Annotated in this window: 18 protein-coding genes; 8 read left to right on the top strand and 10 right to left on the bottom strand. The window is 68.2% G+C overall.

Annotated features, from left to right (window positions below):
- Positions 1-535: 535 nt before the first annotated feature.
- From HWX14_RS02725 to HWX14_RS02720, 3 genes are all read left to right on the top strand, one after another.
- The gene (locus HWX14_RS02725) at positions 536-907 is read left to right on the top strand and encodes a GFA family protein (protein WP_175881441.1); all 372 of its coding nucleotides are present in this window, start codon (positions 536-538) and stop codon (positions 905-907) included.
- Positions 904-1,032, top strand: coding sequence for a hypothetical protein (locus HWX14_RS36710; protein WP_256122098.1), 129 nt, complete (start codon positions 904-906; stop codon positions 1,030-1,032). The genes HWX14_RS02725 and HWX14_RS36710 overlap by 4 nt, the downstream gene beginning before the upstream one ends.
- A 107-nt stretch (positions 1,033-1,139) precedes the next feature.
- A complete protein-coding gene (locus HWX14_RS02720; protein WP_175881440.1) occupies positions 1,140-1,595 on the top strand; it encodes a MarR family transcriptional regulator in 456 nt (151 codons plus the stop codon).
- Between the two features lie 61 nt (positions 1,596-1,656).
- Here HWX14_RS02720 and HWX14_RS02715 read toward each other — a convergent pair whose 3' ends face one another.
- From HWX14_RS02715 to HWX14_RS02695, 5 genes are all read right to left on the bottom strand, one after another.
- The gene (locus tag HWX14_RS02715) at positions 1,657-2,373 is read right to left on the bottom strand and encodes a GNAT family N-acetyltransferase (protein WP_175882335.1); all 717 of its coding nucleotides are present in this window, start codon (positions 2,371-2,373) and stop codon (positions 1,657-1,659) included.
- 166 nt (positions 2,374-2,539) lie between these two features.
- Positions 2,540-2,869 (bottom strand): DUF4148 domain-containing protein, encoded by a 330-nt coding sequence (locus tag HWX14_RS02710; RefSeq protein ID WP_175881439.1) that lies wholly within the window; start codon positions 2,867-2,869, stop codon positions 2,540-2,542.
- Positions 2,870-2,943: 74 nt separating this feature from the next.
- Positions 2,944-3,273, bottom strand: a complete 330-nt coding sequence (locus HWX14_RS02705; RefSeq protein WP_175881438.1) for a DUF4148 domain-containing protein — start codon at positions 3,271-3,273, stop codon at positions 2,944-2,946.
- Between the two features lie 65 nt (positions 3,274-3,338).
- Entirely contained in the window at positions 3,339-3,665 is a 327-nt protein-coding gene (locus HWX14_RS02700; RefSeq protein WP_175881437.1) for a DUF4148 domain-containing protein, read from the bottom strand.
- Between the two features lie 66 nt (positions 3,666-3,731).
- Positions 3,732-4,151: an organic hydroperoxide resistance protein gene (locus HWX14_RS02695; protein ID WP_034201940.1), complete on the bottom strand. Its 420-nt coding sequence runs from the start codon at positions 4,149-4,151 to the stop codon at positions 3,732-3,734.
- Between the two features lie 222 nt (positions 4,152-4,373).
- Between HWX14_RS02695 and HWX14_RS02690 the strand changes: the two genes are divergently transcribed.
- Positions 4,374-4,601, top strand: coding sequence for a hypothetical protein (locus HWX14_RS02690; protein ID WP_175881436.1), 228 nt, complete (start codon positions 4,374-4,376; stop codon positions 4,599-4,601).
- A gap of 137 nt (positions 4,602-4,738) precedes the next feature.
- On the opposite strand, the gene HWX14_RS02685 is transcribed toward HWX14_RS02690, so the two are convergent.
- From HWX14_RS02685 to HWX14_RS02675, 3 genes are read right to left on the bottom strand one after another with little or no spacing between them, the layout of a single operon-like run.
- A complete protein-coding gene (locus tag HWX14_RS02685; RefSeq protein WP_175881435.1) occupies positions 4,739-5,290 on the bottom strand; it encodes a shikimate kinase in 552 nt (183 codons plus the stop codon).
- Entirely contained in the window at positions 5,287-5,934 is a 648-nt protein-coding gene (locus tag HWX14_RS02680) for a hypothetical protein (RefSeq protein WP_175881434.1), read from the bottom strand. The genes HWX14_RS02685 and HWX14_RS02680 overlap by 4 nt, the downstream gene beginning before the upstream one ends.
- A 28-nt stretch (positions 5,935-5,962) precedes the next feature.
- Positions 5,963-6,373: an acyl-CoA thioesterase gene (locus tag HWX14_RS02675; RefSeq protein ID WP_089467464.1), complete on the bottom strand. Its 411-nt coding sequence runs from the start codon at positions 6,371-6,373 to the stop codon at positions 5,963-5,965.
- Between the two features lie 383 nt (positions 6,374-6,756).
- Here HWX14_RS02675 and HWX14_RS02670 point away from each other — a divergent pair, with 383 nt between their 5' ends.
- Positions 6,757-7,869: a 3-deoxy-7-phosphoheptulonate synthase gene (locus HWX14_RS02670; RefSeq protein ID WP_175881433.1), complete on the top strand. Its 1,113-nt coding sequence runs from the start codon at positions 6,757-6,759 to the stop codon at positions 7,867-7,869.
- Positions 7,870-7,888: 19 nt separating this feature from the next.
- On the opposite strand, the gene HWX14_RS02665 is transcribed toward HWX14_RS02670, so the two are convergent.
- Together HWX14_RS02665 and HWX14_RS02660 are read right to left on the bottom strand one after the other, a co-directional pair.
- Complete coding sequence (locus tag HWX14_RS02665) at positions 7,889-9,256, bottom strand: glutamate--cysteine ligase (RefSeq protein ID WP_175881432.1); 1,368 nt, start codon at positions 9,254-9,256, stop codon at positions 7,889-7,891.
- Between the two features lie 121 nt (positions 9,257-9,377).
- Positions 9,378-10,214, bottom strand: a complete 837-nt coding sequence (locus HWX14_RS02660) for a helix-turn-helix transcriptional regulator (RefSeq protein WP_175881431.1) — start codon at positions 10,212-10,214, stop codon at positions 9,378-9,380.
- Positions 10,215-10,317: 103 nt separating this feature from the next.
- Here HWX14_RS02660 and HWX14_RS02655 point away from each other — a divergent pair, with 103 nt between their 5' ends.
- From HWX14_RS02655 to HWX14_RS02645, 3 genes are read left to right on the top strand one after another with little or no spacing between them, the layout of a single operon-like run.
- Positions 10,318-11,817, top strand: coding sequence for an efflux transporter outer membrane subunit (locus HWX14_RS02655; protein WP_175881430.1), 1,500 nt, complete (start codon positions 10,318-10,320; stop codon positions 11,815-11,817).
- Positions 11,818-11,826: 9 nt separating this feature from the next.
- The gene (locus HWX14_RS02650; protein ID WP_175881429.1) at positions 11,827-13,191 is read left to right on the top strand and encodes an HlyD family efflux transporter periplasmic adaptor subunit; all 1,365 of its coding nucleotides are present in this window, start codon (positions 11,827-11,829) and stop codon (positions 13,189-13,191) included.
- The gene (locus HWX14_RS02645) at positions 13,188-14,726 is read left to right on the top strand and encodes a DHA2 family efflux MFS transporter permease subunit (RefSeq protein ID WP_175881428.1); all 1,539 of its coding nucleotides are present in this window, start codon (positions 13,188-13,190) and stop codon (positions 14,724-14,726) included. Before HWX14_RS02650 ends, HWX14_RS02645 begins: the two co-directional genes overlap by 4 nt.
- Positions 14,727-14,741 lie beyond the last annotated feature (15 nt).

The following is a 14,741-nucleotide window of genomic DNA, read 5'->3' as shown; positions in this document are numbered from 1 at the left end:
GGCATCGCCGGGCGCCGGCTGCGCGGGCTGCGCCGATCGTCCGATACATGGTGGGCAAATCGGCGGCCCGTGATAATTGAGGATGTTTCAAGCGTCCTTTCCTGAGCAGAAAGGGTGGGGCAGCACGGTGGCCAGGATTCGCGCGGCAGGCCGTTGCAGCGTGCGCGACACGGGGTGACTTGCAGGAAACGGGGTGCGCTCGCGCAGCCGGACGGGCCGGGAAAACCATGAGACTCGGGTCGTCAGGCCGCTTCGCGCACCACGGCGGAAAGCGTGTTCCGGCAGAACACGACGAACATCCCGGGGGCGAAACACGAAATGCGATACATGCGGCCGACGCTTCGGCCGCTGAGCCGTTCGCGGCGCTCGAACGCGAAACGTGCGCGGCGATCGAGCGGATGCAACACGTGCGGGACCGATCGCGCGAGCCGCGGATTTGCAATGTCCTGTATCCGCACCGACCGCCGATACAGTGCGATACACCGCCCCCGCGCGGGTTCGCTATAAAGCAGCATGACCTCTTCCGGAGTCCATCATGTCTGCCACCTGTTTCAAAGGGTCCTGCCATTGCGGGGCCGTCAAATTCGAAGTCACGGCGGCCATTACGCCAGCCGTCCGCTGCAACTGCAGCCTGTGCCGCCGGCGCGGCGCGCTGATGAGCCCGATGTTCGCCGCCGCCAACCTGACGATCGTCGAAGGCGAGGGCGTACTGACGTGCTATCGCTTCAACACGCACACGGCGCGTCACTATTTCTGCAGCCGGTGCGGCGTCTATCCGTTCCACCAGACCCGCAAGGACCCGGCCTGCTGGCGCGTCAATCTCGGCTGCCTCGACGGTGTCGATCCATACGCGCTCGACGCGACGGTCGCCGATGGCGCGAGCCTCTCGGTCGTGGAGGACGCATGAAACGCTGGCTGATGATCCTGCTGTTTGCCGCAGGCGGGCTCGCGACCGAAATCGCGCATCCGGTGCAGTGCACATTGTTGTCGGTCAGCCGCCAGCAAACCGGCAAGCGCCGCAAGCCGGGCTGAGCGCGCGGCGCATCAGCCCATCGATACCGATTATCATGCTTCCGATAAGATCGCATGCGATATATAATGCGCGTGTGTGCGACCGTTCGCGTCGCTGGAGGAAGTTCATGAAACCGACCGAAACCCCGTCGGCCGCCGCGCCGAAGCTGTCCGAGTTCCTGTGCTTTGCGATCTACTCGGCGAACCTCGCGTTCGGCAAGGCGTACAAGCCGATCCTCGACGAGCTCGGCCTCACGTATACGCAATACATCACGATCATCGCGCTGTGGGAGCAGGACAACCAGACCGTCGGCCAGCTCGGCGAGAAGCTGTTCCTCGAATCCAATACGCTGACGCCGATCCTGAAGAAGCTCGAGGCAATGGGCTATCTGGAGCGGCACCGCGATCCGTCCGACGAACGCCAGGTACTCGTCAGCCTGACGAAAAGCGGGCGCCGCGTGCGCGAGAAAGGGCTCGACATGAATCTGGTCGAAGCCACCGGGCTGAAGCCGGACGAGTTCGCGAAGGTCCAGAAGGCGATCGTCACGCTGCGCGGCAACCTGATCCGGTCGACCGAAGCATAAAGACACTCGGGCACCGCAAGCGGCCGACGCGTGAATCGCGCCGGCCGCGCCGGCCGCGTCGTCACGCGCGCGCGTCGCCCAGCACCAGCAGATGCATCTCGCGACGGACGACGAAACCGAGCGCGAGATAGCGCTCGATCGCCACCTGGTTCGTCGTGAGCACGTGCAGGAACGGCGTTTCCGCACGCGCACCGATCGTCGCGATCAACGACCGGATCAGCCGCGCCGCGAGCCCTTGCCGCCGAAACGCGGCATCCACGCAGACGGCGCTGATCTCGGTATATCCATCGACCTGCATCCGCTGGCCGGCCATCGCGGCCAGCCGGCCTTCACTGCGCACGCCGATGTAGTGGCCAAGCTCGAACGTGCGCGGGCCGAACGGGCCCGGCTGCGCGGCGGCGGTCAGCGCGAGCATGTCCGGCACGTCGGCTTCGCCGAGCGAAACGTGCTCCGATTCGTGTATCGGATCGAACCTTCCTTGCCAGATCATTTGAAGCAACGTCGCGCGCCGGATCACCGACAATCCCGCCGGCGGCTCGATTTCATCCGGCGTGACGAGCGCCGCCGGCCCGTGCGCGGCGATCAGCCCGCGTAGTGCGTCGAACGACGCCGGGCTCGTATCGTCGATCGCGGCAAACGGTGCGATAGCCACCGGGAACCGCAACGCACGGCCTTCGCCGACCGCAAAGCGGCGTTGCCTGCCCGTGAGCGCATTCCAGACGATCCGGTCGAGCACGTGTGCATCGCCTGTTGCGTTTCCGGTCATGGCGTCCGACATCGGCGGCTCCTTGGTGAAAGATGAGGTGCCGCACAGAATAATCCTGGATGGGCCGGGCAGGTAGCGCCGTCGATACACGTCCGCGCAACATGACAAAAAGCGCATGCGATTACATCGCATGCGCTTTATATGGCGGACTTCAGCGACCGAATTTGCCGTGCCGCGCTCAATGACCGAAATAGATCGAGCGGTCCGCGGTGCGCAGCGTGTTTCGGCTGCCGGATTGTGTGGCGCCGCCGGCATCGCTGCCGTAACCGGCTGCCTGGGTACCGGCCGCGACGGCGCCGTCGTCGCGAATCCGCTTCAGCGCCGCCTGGATATTGTCCGGGTAGTTCGGATCGTTGGGGCGATTCGGCTGGTAGCCGGCTTGCTGCAACGCAGCCAGTTCCGCACGCACCTGCGCACGGGTGACGGTGCTTTCGCTTGCAAAAGCCGGCGCGGCGACGCAGGCCGACACGGCAACGAGAAGGGCGGCAATCAGTTGGGTTTTCATCATTCACCTCGATAGGATTTCAGGAGTTCAGGGGATGCGCACCGCACGCCGGCCATCGGCGCCGTTCGCGCGTTCGTTCAATGGCCGAAGTAGATCGAGCGTTCGGCGATACGAGTCGCCGGCCGGCTCCCCGACTGCGTCGCGGCGGCGGCATCGTTGCCGTAGCCGGATGCCGAAGTCTCGGCCGCCACCGCGTCGCCGGCGTGAATGCGCGTCAATGCAGCCTGCAGGTCGTCCGGGTAGTGCGGATCGTTCGCGCGGCCCGGCCGATAGCCGGCTTGGGCCAGTTGGACGAGTTCGGCGCGTACTTGCGCGCGGGACACGACGGCTTCGTCAGCGGCAAACGCCGGTGCGGCGGCAGAAGCGGCAAGAGCGACGAGAAGGGCGGCGATCAGGCGGGTTTTCATCATTCACCTCGACAAAATGGAATCAGGAATAAAAGGAATCAGGGTTCACGCAGCGGGCGTGGTGCTCAGTGGCCGAAGTACACCGAGCGCTCGGCCACGCTGACGACTTGCCGGCGGCCGGATTGCGTCGCGGTGTCGCCGGTGCTGCCGTAGCCGGCAGCCGGTGCGTTGGCCGCGACGGCATCGTCGGCGTGGACCTGCGTCAGCGCGGCCTGCAGATCGTTCGGGTAGGTGGCGTCGGTCGCACGGTTCAGCGGATAGCCGGCCTGCTGAAGCTGCGCGAGTTCGGCGCGTACCTGCGCACGCGTCACGACAGCATCATTGGCAAACGCCGGAGCGGCAACGGCGGCCGAAACAGCGACGAGCAGGGCAGCGATCAATTGGGTTTTCATTTTTCACCTCGATAGAAAAGGAATCGGGAATTCGGGAAGGCGGCGCTCGGCCGCCCGATGCAACGTTCAGGCGATCCGGATGTCGACGTCGATGTTGCCGCGCGTCGCCTTCGAATACGGGCAGGTCTGGTGTGCGGCGTCGACGATGCGTTGCGCGACGTCGCGCTCGAGCCCCGGCACGCTCACGTTCAGCCGGGCTTGCAGGAAGTACGCGTTGCCCGCCGTGCCGAGATCCACTTCGGCGTCGACCGCGAGATCGGCCGGCAGCGTCACCTTCGCGGCACGCGCCGCAAGCTGCATCGCACCGATGAAGCAGGCCGACCAGCCGGCTGCGAACAACTGCTCCGGGTTGGTGCCGGTGCCGGCGCTGCCCGGCGACGACAACTGGATGTCGAGGCGGCCGTCGGAACTGCGCGCCGCGCCGTCGCGGCCGCCGGAAGTCGTATGCGTCTTGCCCGTGTACAGCACTTTGTCGATCTTGCTCATCATTTGCTCCGTCAGTTAAGGTTTGTATCAGATGCGATTCGATCGCATGCGATGCAGTTTCCGCTTGACGGCCATTCTCGTCAAGCGGATTCGATTAAATCGCATGCGATATTTTGTATTTCAATGTATCTGGAGCGTGTAGCGCCTTGCCGGGCAAGGCTTTGAGGCGATCCGTCCCTGGTGAACCATGGCGGCAGCCGGCCGGACAGGGCGGTCTCGCCGATGTGGAACCTGGGCGATGTGGGTCGGGCGGGCGGCGCGGTGATCGCCGCGTTGGGGTCGGATATCCAGTCGTTGCGGCTGCGGCCCGGCAAATGGCAATCAGCGTTCGACGTTGCGTCGAAGTGCGTCGACGCGCGGTTCGTGAAGGTCGAAGCGTGGCGCGATCATACCGAGGGAACCGACTTTTGGTGGTTTGCCGACCTGAACCTTCTGTCGCGGAACACGTAGTTGGATAAAATGATGCCTCTATCCGGATAACTTTTCTTATCACAATAGCACTATCAATAATCCAAACTTCCCGTTCCAAAAACGCGTGTCACATCGAGCGCATGTCCGATTCGAAGGGCAGGGAAGTGAACGCGCCGTCACTCCGGCGCGTTCATCCGCGCAAACAGCAGCGTCAACGCCTCCGCCGTCGCGCGCGCAACACCGTGTGCGGTCGTATCGACCAGCACATGCGCGCATTCGCGATACAGCGGGTCACGCATCCGGTACAGCGCCGCGAGCGTCTGCCGCGGCTCGCCCGCCTGCAGCAACGGCCGCCGCCGCGTGTCGTCGCGCGTACGCCGCCACAGCACCTCGGGGTCCGCATGCAGATAGATCACGCTGCCGCGCTCGCTCAGGCGTGCGCGGGTACGCGGATTCAGGACCGAGCCGCCGCCGGTCGCCACGATCACGTTCGCGCGCTGCGTCAGCTCGTCGACGATCTGCGTTTCCATCAGCCGAAAGCCGCCTTCGCCGACCATGTCGAACAGCGCGGCGACCGAGCGACCCGTGCGCCGCTCGATCTCGTCGTCGCTGTCGGCGAACGCCCAGCCGAGCGAAGCCGCGAGCGCGCGGCCAAGCGTCGACTTGCCCGCGCCCATCATCCCGACCAGAAACGCGCGCGCGCCGGCCGGCCCGACGATGGAACTCATAACCGCCGCGCGAGCGGCCAGCGGGCCCGCGTCGCCAGACAGATCCGTCGCGCGCGCACCGCGTCCGACAGCGTGTCGAGCGCCGCGCCGGTCGATGCGTCGTCGGCGTCGAGCAGCGCGCCGAGCACCAGCTCGTCCGGCGCGCCGGCCGCGATGTGCTCGGCCGCATCCGCCGCGATGGTCCGCGGCGTGCGTTCCGGCCCCGCGTCGCGCTCGGGCCGCCGCCACCGGCCGTGCAGATCGCGCCATCGCACGACCAGCCCGGAGAGCAGCGCACCGCCCGGCACGGCTGCGTCGTCGGGTGCCGCCGCCGAATCGCCGGGCGTCGTACACCGCGTGACCCAGCTCGCGAATTCGAGCAGCGACGCATCGTGCGCGACCGTCGCCGCGTCGAGCGCCACGGCCACGCCGGCGTCCCGCAGCCGGCCGAGCAGCGTCCGCACGCCGTCGTGCGCGCCGCCGCACGGCTGCAGCAGCACCTCCAGCTCGTCCTCGTGGCGGTACGCGAGCGCACGGTGCCGCTCGAGCGCAGCCGGCTCGAGCAAGGCGTGCGCCGCGTGCCGGACGATCACGATCGCGTGATCGTCCCGCCGCTCGACGATCGCGCCGATCCGCCGCCGGGCGCGCACCACCGCGCAGCTCACGTGTCGCTCCCGAGCGGGTGCGCACGCATCACAGCGACCCCTGGAATTCGAGCACGCGCGTCTTGAATTCGTCGGGCACGGGCAGCGTCGTGTTGTTCACGTAATCGAACATCACGTGCGTCGACACGCCGCGCGCGACGATGGTCTGGTCGTCGCGCTCCATCAGGTGTTCGAGGTCGAAGCTCTTGCTGCCGAAGCGCACGATGCTCGAGCGGATGGTCAGGTTGTCGCCGAATTGCGCCGGCGCGAGGTACTCGCACTGCGTCTTCACCATGATGTGCGGCAGTTTCTCGCTGCGCGGCAGGCCGAGCAGATCGAACATGTAGCAGAGATACGAATGCTGCAGATAGTCGTAATAGACGGGACTGCTCACATGCCCCATCGAATCCGTATCGCGATACTTGACGTGAATGGGGGTTTCGTAATGCCGTTTCGACATGGTGACTCTCCGCAATGACTGGGTTGATTTATATTTTCGAGCCCGAATGGCCCTCGGGCATCCGAAAATTAATCGAACGACTATCGGGCCGCCACTATCAGAACGAATAGCGAAGCGCGGCGGAAAGTCCCACCAGCCGGCATGCGCCTTTGCAAAATCACGCCCGAATTTTCGAATGAAAACCCAATGAACACGCGATTCCGCACCTCGCAAACGTACACGCACCAGCTTCCTCGATTATCGAATCCGACTCTTATTCTCCTCATTCATAAGGTTATGAATTAGAAACTGATAAATATGTTAGTTGCGCGCAGAAAGCGCCATTCAATACAGTCGCGCTGTAGTGAAAAATCCCGTTCATTATCGACAGGAGGGTAGTCCCCATGCATGCAAACGCCTGGACGACCAACCGCGACGCCGTGCTGCGCTTGCCGTCCCCCGCGGATCTGGCCGGCGCGCTGCCGCCGGCGTGGCGCGCGTCGCGCACCGTTCATACGACCCGCCGCGCGATCGTCGACGTGCTCGACGGCGCGGACGACCGGCTCGTGGTCATCGCCGGCCCGTGCTCGATACACGACGCCGACGCCGCGCGCGACTACGCGGCACGGCTCGCGCTGCAACGCGCGCGCTTTGCGGACGAGCTGGAAATCGTGATGCGCGTGTACTTCGAAAAGCCGCGCACGACGGTCGGCTGGAAGGGGCTGATCAACGATCCGGGGCTGGACGGCAGCGACCGGATCGACGTCGGGCTGCATACGGCCCGCGCGCTGCTGTGCGAGATCAACGGCGCGGAGATGCCGGCCGCGACCGAGTTTCTCGATCCGCTGTCGCCGCGCTACCTGGCCGATCTGGTCGCGTGGGGCGCGATCGGCGCGCGCACCGTGGAGTCGCAGGTGCATCGCGAGCTGGCGTCGTCGCTGCCGATCCCGATCGGCTTCAAGAACGGCACCGACGGCAATGTCCAGGTAGCCGTCGATGCGATGCGCGCGGCGGCGCACGCGCACCGTTTCCTGTCGATCGACGCAGACGGCCGGCTATGCGCCAGCGCGTCGCCCGGCAATCCGCATACGCACGTCGTGCTGCGCGGCGGGCGCGAGCCGAATTTCGACGCGGCCGCCGTGCATGCCGCCTGCGAGCGGATGACGGCCGCGCACGTCGCCCCGCGCGTGATGATCGACGTCAGTCACGGCAACAGCCGCCGCCAGTACCGGAACCAGCTCGCCGTCGGCGCGGAAGTCGCCGCGCAGGTGGCAGCCGGCGACACGCGCATCGTCGGCGTGCTGATCGAATCGAACCTGATCGAAGGGCGGCAGGACCTCGTGCCCGGCGTGCCGCTGCGCTACGGGCAGAGCATCACGGACGCGTGCCTGTCGTTCGCCGATACCGCGCAGTTGTTCGAGACGCTCGCGCACGCGGTGCGGACCCGGCGACGCGGCCATGCGCTGCCGCTCGGCGGCGAGTTCGCGCACGAACCGCTGCTCGCCTGCTGCGCGTGAGCGGCCCGGCGCGACGCGTTCAGATCGCGGCTTCGTCATGGATCCGCGTCGCGTCGCCGGCCCACGCGTCGCGATAGCGGGCCAGCCAGTGTTCGGCCTGGGTCGGTGCGCCGGCGACGATCTCGTCGAGCGGCGCGAGATACATCGACTCATCGCGTCCGGCCGCATCCCTGCGTGCCCGCGCGCGCAGGCCGCGATGCGCGATCGCGAGCGCATCGGCGGCGATCGCACGCAATGACCGGCCGTCGGCCGGCGTATCGAGCCCGGTGCGCGGCACGTCGCGACGCAGCGCGAGCAGCGTACCGCGATCGATCGCGGCAGCCAGCGTCTCGGCTTCAGACAGTGCGGCCGAATCGTACAGCAGGCCGGTCCAGAACGCGGACAGCGCGACCATCATGTCCGGCGAGCCGGCATCGGCGCCGCGCATCTCGAGATAGCGCTTCAGCCGCACCTCGGTGAACACCGTCGTCAGATGGTCCGCGAAATCGCCCAGCGTCGGCGTCTCGCCTTCGAGGTGCGGAATGCGCCGCCGCAGAAAATCGCGGAACGTGTGCCCGGTCGCGTCCGCATAGCGATCGCCGCGCCGCACGAAGTACATCGGCACGTTGTCGAGCAGCCAGCTCACATAGCGCTCGAAGCCGAAGCTGCGCGACAGGAACAGCGCCGGCACGCCGCAGCGATCCGCGTCGGTATCGAGCCACGTGTCGGCGCGCGTCGACAACAGCCCCGACGGGCGGCCGTCGCGGAACGGCGAATTCGCGAACAGCGCGGTCGCGACCGGCTGCAACGCGAGCGACACGCGCAGCTTGCGCGCCATGTCGCTTTCCGATGCGAAATCGAGGTTGACCTGCACGGTGCAGGTGCGCTGCATCATGTCGAGCCCGCGCGTGCCGACGCGCGGCATGTAGCGCCGCATGATCGCGTAGCGCTGCTTCGGCATCCACGGCAGCGCGTCGCGCGACAGGTGAGGGTGAAAGCCGAGCGGCACGCAGCGCAGGCCGAGCGGATCGCATGCCGCACGGGCCGCGGCGAGATGTGCATGCAGTTCGGCGTGCGTGTCGTGCAGCGTCTCGAGCGGCGCACCCGACAGTTCGAGCTGGCCGGCCGGCTCGAGCGAGATCGCGGCGCCGTCGCGCTGGATCACGCCGACGGTCTGCCCGGCATCGACGATCGGCGTCCCGTCGCCGCGCAGCCGCGCCAGTACCTCGGCGATGCCGGACGGTCCGTCATAACGCGCAGCCGCGTGCGTCGCGCGAGACACGACGAACTTCTCGTGCTCGGTACCGATCCGGAACTGCGCGGGCGGCTTGCAGCCGGCGGCCAGATGATCGGCGAGCTGCTGCTCGGAGACGATCGGCGTGTTGTCCGATCCGACGGCATTCGACATCGACATCCTCCACAGGTCACATTGGGCGACCGACCGGCCGGTCGCACGGCGACTATAGCGATGTCGATGCGCGCGCAGTACTGGCAGGGGTGATAGGGGGGCCGGCAGATGCCGCGCGGCGTTACGGCTGCCTGCGCTTCGCGAAGTAATGCGCGGGCGAATCGCCGAACGCGCGGCGGAACATCGCGATGAAATTGCTCGGCGTCGCATAGCCGAGCGCGTCCGCGATGTTGGCGACGCTGTCGCCGTTCGCCAGCCGTTCGAGCGCATGCGTGAGCCGCGCCTGCTGCCGCCACTGCGCGAAGCTCGTGCCGGTTTCCGCGACGAACAGCCGGCTCAGCGTGCGGGCGGACAGCCCGGCCCATTCGGCCCATGCGTCGAGCGTACGACCGTCGTGCGGCTGCCCGAGGATCGCGTTGGCGATCCGCAGCAAGCGCCGGTCGTGCGGCATCGGCAAGTGCAGCGGTTCGTGCGGCGCGCGGCGCATCTCGTCGAGCAGCACGACGCTCATGCGCGCCTGCTCGAGGTCGAGCCGGTCCTGGTCGGCCCACGACACCGCGCGCCGCACGAGCGCGCGCATCAGTTCGCTGATCGCGATCACGCATGGCTGGTCGGGCATCCGGCGGCTCGCGGCCGGTGCGATCACGACGCTCCAGCCGCTCAACGCACCGCTGATGCTGACCTTGTGCTGCTCGCCCGGCGGAATCCAGCCCGCGCGATGCGGCGGCAGCAGCCATGAACCGTGCGGCGTGCGCACGTGCGCGAACCCGCTTTCGACGCAGAACACCTGGCCGCGCAGATGGCTGTGCCAGTCGACCTCGCGCGTGCCGAGCTGGTAGGCGTTGCTGCCGTCGTCCTCGCCCCAGACGGCGATCAGCGACGGGCCGTCCGCGCGTTCGCTCGGATCGGCGTCGGCGCGTTGCACCGCGCGGGCGGGAGAGGTGTCTCGGATGGGCATGGCCGGAATTCATTATTTTTTGTCTAAACAACATTATCAGCTTTGCCCGGGAGCGTCCAACAATGCGTGTCGTGTTCAAACCCAAACGAATCCGAGGAATGCGATGCATGCAGCACTTGCTCCGTCGCCACGCGATGCCGTCGCGCCGCGCGTCCTGTCGCGAATGGCCATCGCCGTCGTGCTCGCCATGCTCGGCGCATGCGCGAGCCGCGACGGGCTCACGCCCGCCGGCACGCTGCGCGGCGCCGATACGCTCGCCGCATCGCGCAGCCTCGCGCATGCGCCGGCCGCCGACTGGCCGGCCGCCGACTGGTGGATTGCGCTGAACGATGCGCAGTTGAATGCGCTGATCGACGAAGCGCTTGCCGGCAATCCCGATCTCGCGACCGCCGATGCGCGGGCGCGCGAAGCGCAGGCGCTCGTGATCGAAGCACAGGCGGCCCGGCTGCCGCACCTCGTCGGCCGCGCCAGCGCGAAAGGGGAACGCACGTCCGGCACGCAGTTCTCGACGGGCGAGGGCGGCGGCTTCTTCAGCCACACACGCGAGATCAACCTCGGCCTGAGCTGGGATCTCGATCTGTGGGGCGGCCGTCGCGCGGCGTGGGAAGCCGCGCTCGGCGAAGCGCGGGCCGCGCAAATCGATGCACGGGCCGCGCGTGTGCTGCTGTCCGTCAACGTCGCGCGCGCGTACGTGAATCTTGCCTATGCGTTCGATCAACAGGACGTCGCGCGGGCCGAATACGACCGCGCCGACGAAGCGCTGTCGCTGACGCGGCAGCGCGTCACGAAAGGCATCGACAACGTCGCGCAGCAGCGCCAGGCCGAAAGCGAAGTCGCGGCCGCGATGCGCGAGCAGGCACGCGTGGTGCAGGCGATCGACAGCGCGCGCATCGCGCTCGCGATCCTGCTCGGCGCAGGCCCCGATCGCGGCCTCGCGCTCGTGCGGCCCGCGCTGCTGCCCACCGCCGCGCTCGCGGTGCCGGCCGACCTGCCGGCCGCGCTGCTCGGCCGGCGCGCCGATCTCGTCGCCGCCCGCTGGCGCGTGGAAGCCGCGAGCCGCAACGTGGCGGCCGCCCGCGCGGACTTCCTGCCCGACGTGAGTCTCACCGCGCTGATCGGGCTCGCGACGCGTGGTGGCGCATCGCTGTTCCAGGCCGCCTCGCGCACCTACAACGTCAGCCCGGCCGTAAGCCTGCCGATCTTCGACGGCGGCGAGCGGCGCGGCGTGCTGCGCAAGCGCGACGCGCAATACGACGTCGCGGTCGCCAGCTACAACAAGACGCTGATCGGCGCGATCGGCGAGGTGGCCGACGATCTGCACAGGCTGCATTCACTCGCCGTGCAAGCCGATGCGCAGCAGCGCGCGTTCGACGCCGCCACCGATGCTTGGCGGCTCGCAGACGCGCGCTACCGGGCCGGCGTCGGCAGCTACCTCGACGCGCTCGTCGTGCGCCAGCAGCTGTTGATCGCGAGTCGCGAAGTCGCCGCGTTGCGCGCCCAGCGCGCGGACCAGTCGCTGCAGCTCGTCGCCGCGCTCGGCGGCGGCTTCCACGCCGAGCCGGACGACGTCGCGCTCGCCGCCACTCCTTCCCACCGTCCTTGACATCGAACCATGAGCAGCGACAACACCCTGCAGACTCCCGCGCGGCCCGCAACCGCCGATCCCGCCAGCGCCCGCCAGCCCCCGTCGGCCGACCATACCGGTGCGCCGCGCGCGCCAGGCGGGCCGGACGCCCGCACGCAACCGGCGCCGGGCGGCGCCGCACCGGCCACGCCGCCGCCCGCAAGACGCAAGCACCTCGTGCGGGCGCTCGTCGCCGTGTTCGCGCTCGGCATCGTCGGCTGGGGCATCTGGTACGGGATCGTCGGCCGCTGGTACGAATCCACCGACAATGCGTACGCGCAAGGCAACGTCGTCGAGCTGACGCCGCAGGTGACGGGCACCGTCGTGTCGATCGACGCGGACGACGGCAACCTCGTTCGCGCCGGCACACCGCTCGTCCGTCTCGACGCGAGCGACGCGCAGATCGCGCTCGCGGCCGCGCAGGCCGACCTCGCGGCCACGGTGCGCAAGGTGCGCGGCCTGTACAGCAACGAGCGCGGGCTCGCGAACAGCATCGACGGCGCACGCGCCGATCTCGACGCGCGACGCACCGCGCTCGACAAGGCGAAAGCCGACTACCGGCGCCGCGAAGATCTCGGCCGCTCCGGCGCGATCTCGCGCGAGGAGCTCGCGCATGCGCTCGACACGCTGACGTCCGCGCAAAGCGCGTACGCCGCCGCGCAAAGCGCGCTCGCGACGTTGAGCGAACAGCACCAGACGAGCAAGGCGCTCGTCGACGACACCGCGGTCGCGTCGCACCCCGATGTCCAGGCCGCGGCGTCGCGGCTGCGCGCCGCCTATCTGGCCCGCGCCCGCACCGACATCGTCGCGCCCGTCACCGGCTATGTCGCGAAGCGCACGGTGCAGGTCGGGCAGCGCGTGTCGCCCGGCGTGCCGCTGCTCGCGGTCGTGCCGCTGCGCGAGCTGTGGGTCGACGCGAACTTCACCGAAAAGCAGCTCGAGCACATGCGGATCGGCCAACCGGTCGAGCTGACGGCGGACCTGTACGGCGACGCCGTGCGTTATACGGGCCGCGTGCAGAGCCTCGGCGTCGGCACCGGCAGCGCGTTCTCGCTGCTGCCCGCGCAGAACGCGACCGGCAACTGGATCAAGATCGTGCAACGCTTGCCGGTGCGCATCGAACTGACAGACCCGTCGCAACTCGACGCGCATCCGCTGCGCATCGGCCTGTCGATGCACGCGCGCGTCGACCAGCACGACCGCAGCGGCGCGATGCTGTCGCGTCGCGAACAGGATGCGCCGGTGTTCCGGACCGACGTGTACCGCGACGAGCTCGCGCGCGCCGACAGCCTGATCGCCGACGTCGTGCATGCGAACCTGCCGGCGGCGGCGCGTGCGGAGCGTGTGCGATGAGCGGCCCGATGCCGGCCACGGACGCCGGCTTTCGTCCGTCGAGCGTCGCGCTGACGACGTTCGGCCTCGCGCTCGCGGTGTTCATGCAGGTGCTCGACGGCACCGTCGCGAACGTGTCGCTGCCGACGATCGCCGGCAACTTCGGCGTCAGCACGACGCAGAGCGCATGGGTCGTCACGACGTTCTCGGTCAGCAATGCGATCGCGTTGCCGCTGACCGGGTTTCTGGTCAAGCGCGTCGGGCAGGTGCGGCTGTTCGTGTGGGCGACGCTGGCGTTCACGTTCGCGTCGCTGCTGTGCGGCCTCGCGCAAAACCTGCCGCAGCTCGTCGCGTTCCGCGCGCTGCAGGGCCTCGTGGCCGGGCCGATGATCCCGACCACGCAGGCGCTGATGCTGTCGATCTACCCGCCGCAGCGGCGCGGCTTCGCGCTGTCGATGATCGCGATGGTCACCGTCGTCGCGCCGATCGCGGGCCCTGTGTTCGGCGGCTGGGTGACGGAGCATTACTCGTGGCGCTGGGCGTTCCTGATCAATCTGCCGATCGGCGTGTTCGCCGCGATGTGCGTGTTCGCGCAGATGCGCGCGCGCGTCGAGACGACGGTCGCCGCGCGCGTCGACTATGTCGGTCTCGCCGCGCTCGTCGTCGGCGTCGGCGCGCTGCAGATCGTGCTCGACAAGGGTAACGAAGCCGACTGGTTCAACTCGACGTTCATCGTCGTGATGTCGGTGGTCGCCGCGTTCGGGATCGCGCTGTTCCTGATCTGGGAGCTCAACGAGCCGAACCCGATCGTGAACCTGCGGCTGTTCAAGCATCGCAACTTCGCGGCCGGCACGCTGACGCTCGTGCTCGCGTACTCGGCGTTCTTCGCGGTCAACGTGATCGTGCCGCAGTGGCTGCAGCGCACGCTCGGCTATACGGCGTTCTGGGCCGGGCTGGCCGTCGCGCCGATGGGCGTGATCCCCGTGCTGATGACGCCGTTCATGGGCAAGTACGCGCCGCGCTTCAACATGCGCGTGCTCGTGTGCTGCGCGTTCGCGATCCTCGGCACGTCGTCGTTCCTGCGCGCGGGCTTCGTGCCCGACGTCGACTTCACGCACATCGCGCTGATCCAGCTGCTGCAGGGCCTCGGCCTCGCGCTGTTCATCATGCCGATCAACAGCATCCTGCTGTCCGACCTGAAGCCGGACGAGATCGCCGCGGGCTCCGGCCTGTCGACGTTCCTGCGTACGCTCGGCGCGAGCTTCGCCGTGTCGATCACGTCGTTCCTGTGGGACCGGCGCGCGATCCTGCATCACGCGCAGCTCAGCGAACACGTGAGCCAGTTCGACCCGGCCGTGCGCGCCGAACTCGCGCAGCTCGGCGGCGGCGATCCGCAACGCGCGGCGGCGCTGCTCGGCAACCTGGTCGACGCGCAGGCCTACCAGATTTCGTTCAACGACGTGTCGTTCGCGCTCGGCTGCGTGTATCTCGCCGTGATCGCGGTGGTGTGGCTCGCCCGCCCGCCGTTCGGCCCCGGCGCCGCCGCGAAACGATGAAGCGGGCGCCGCGCG

Origin of the sequence: Burkholderia sp. BCC0044, from assembly GCF_902832955.1 — a bacterium.
Taxonomy (GTDB): domain Bacteria; phylum Pseudomonadota; class Gammaproteobacteria; order Burkholderiales; family Burkholderiaceae; genus Burkholderia.
The sequence above is the reverse complement of the archived record's forward strand: the minus strand, read 5'-3'. Positions and strand labels throughout refer to the sequence as shown.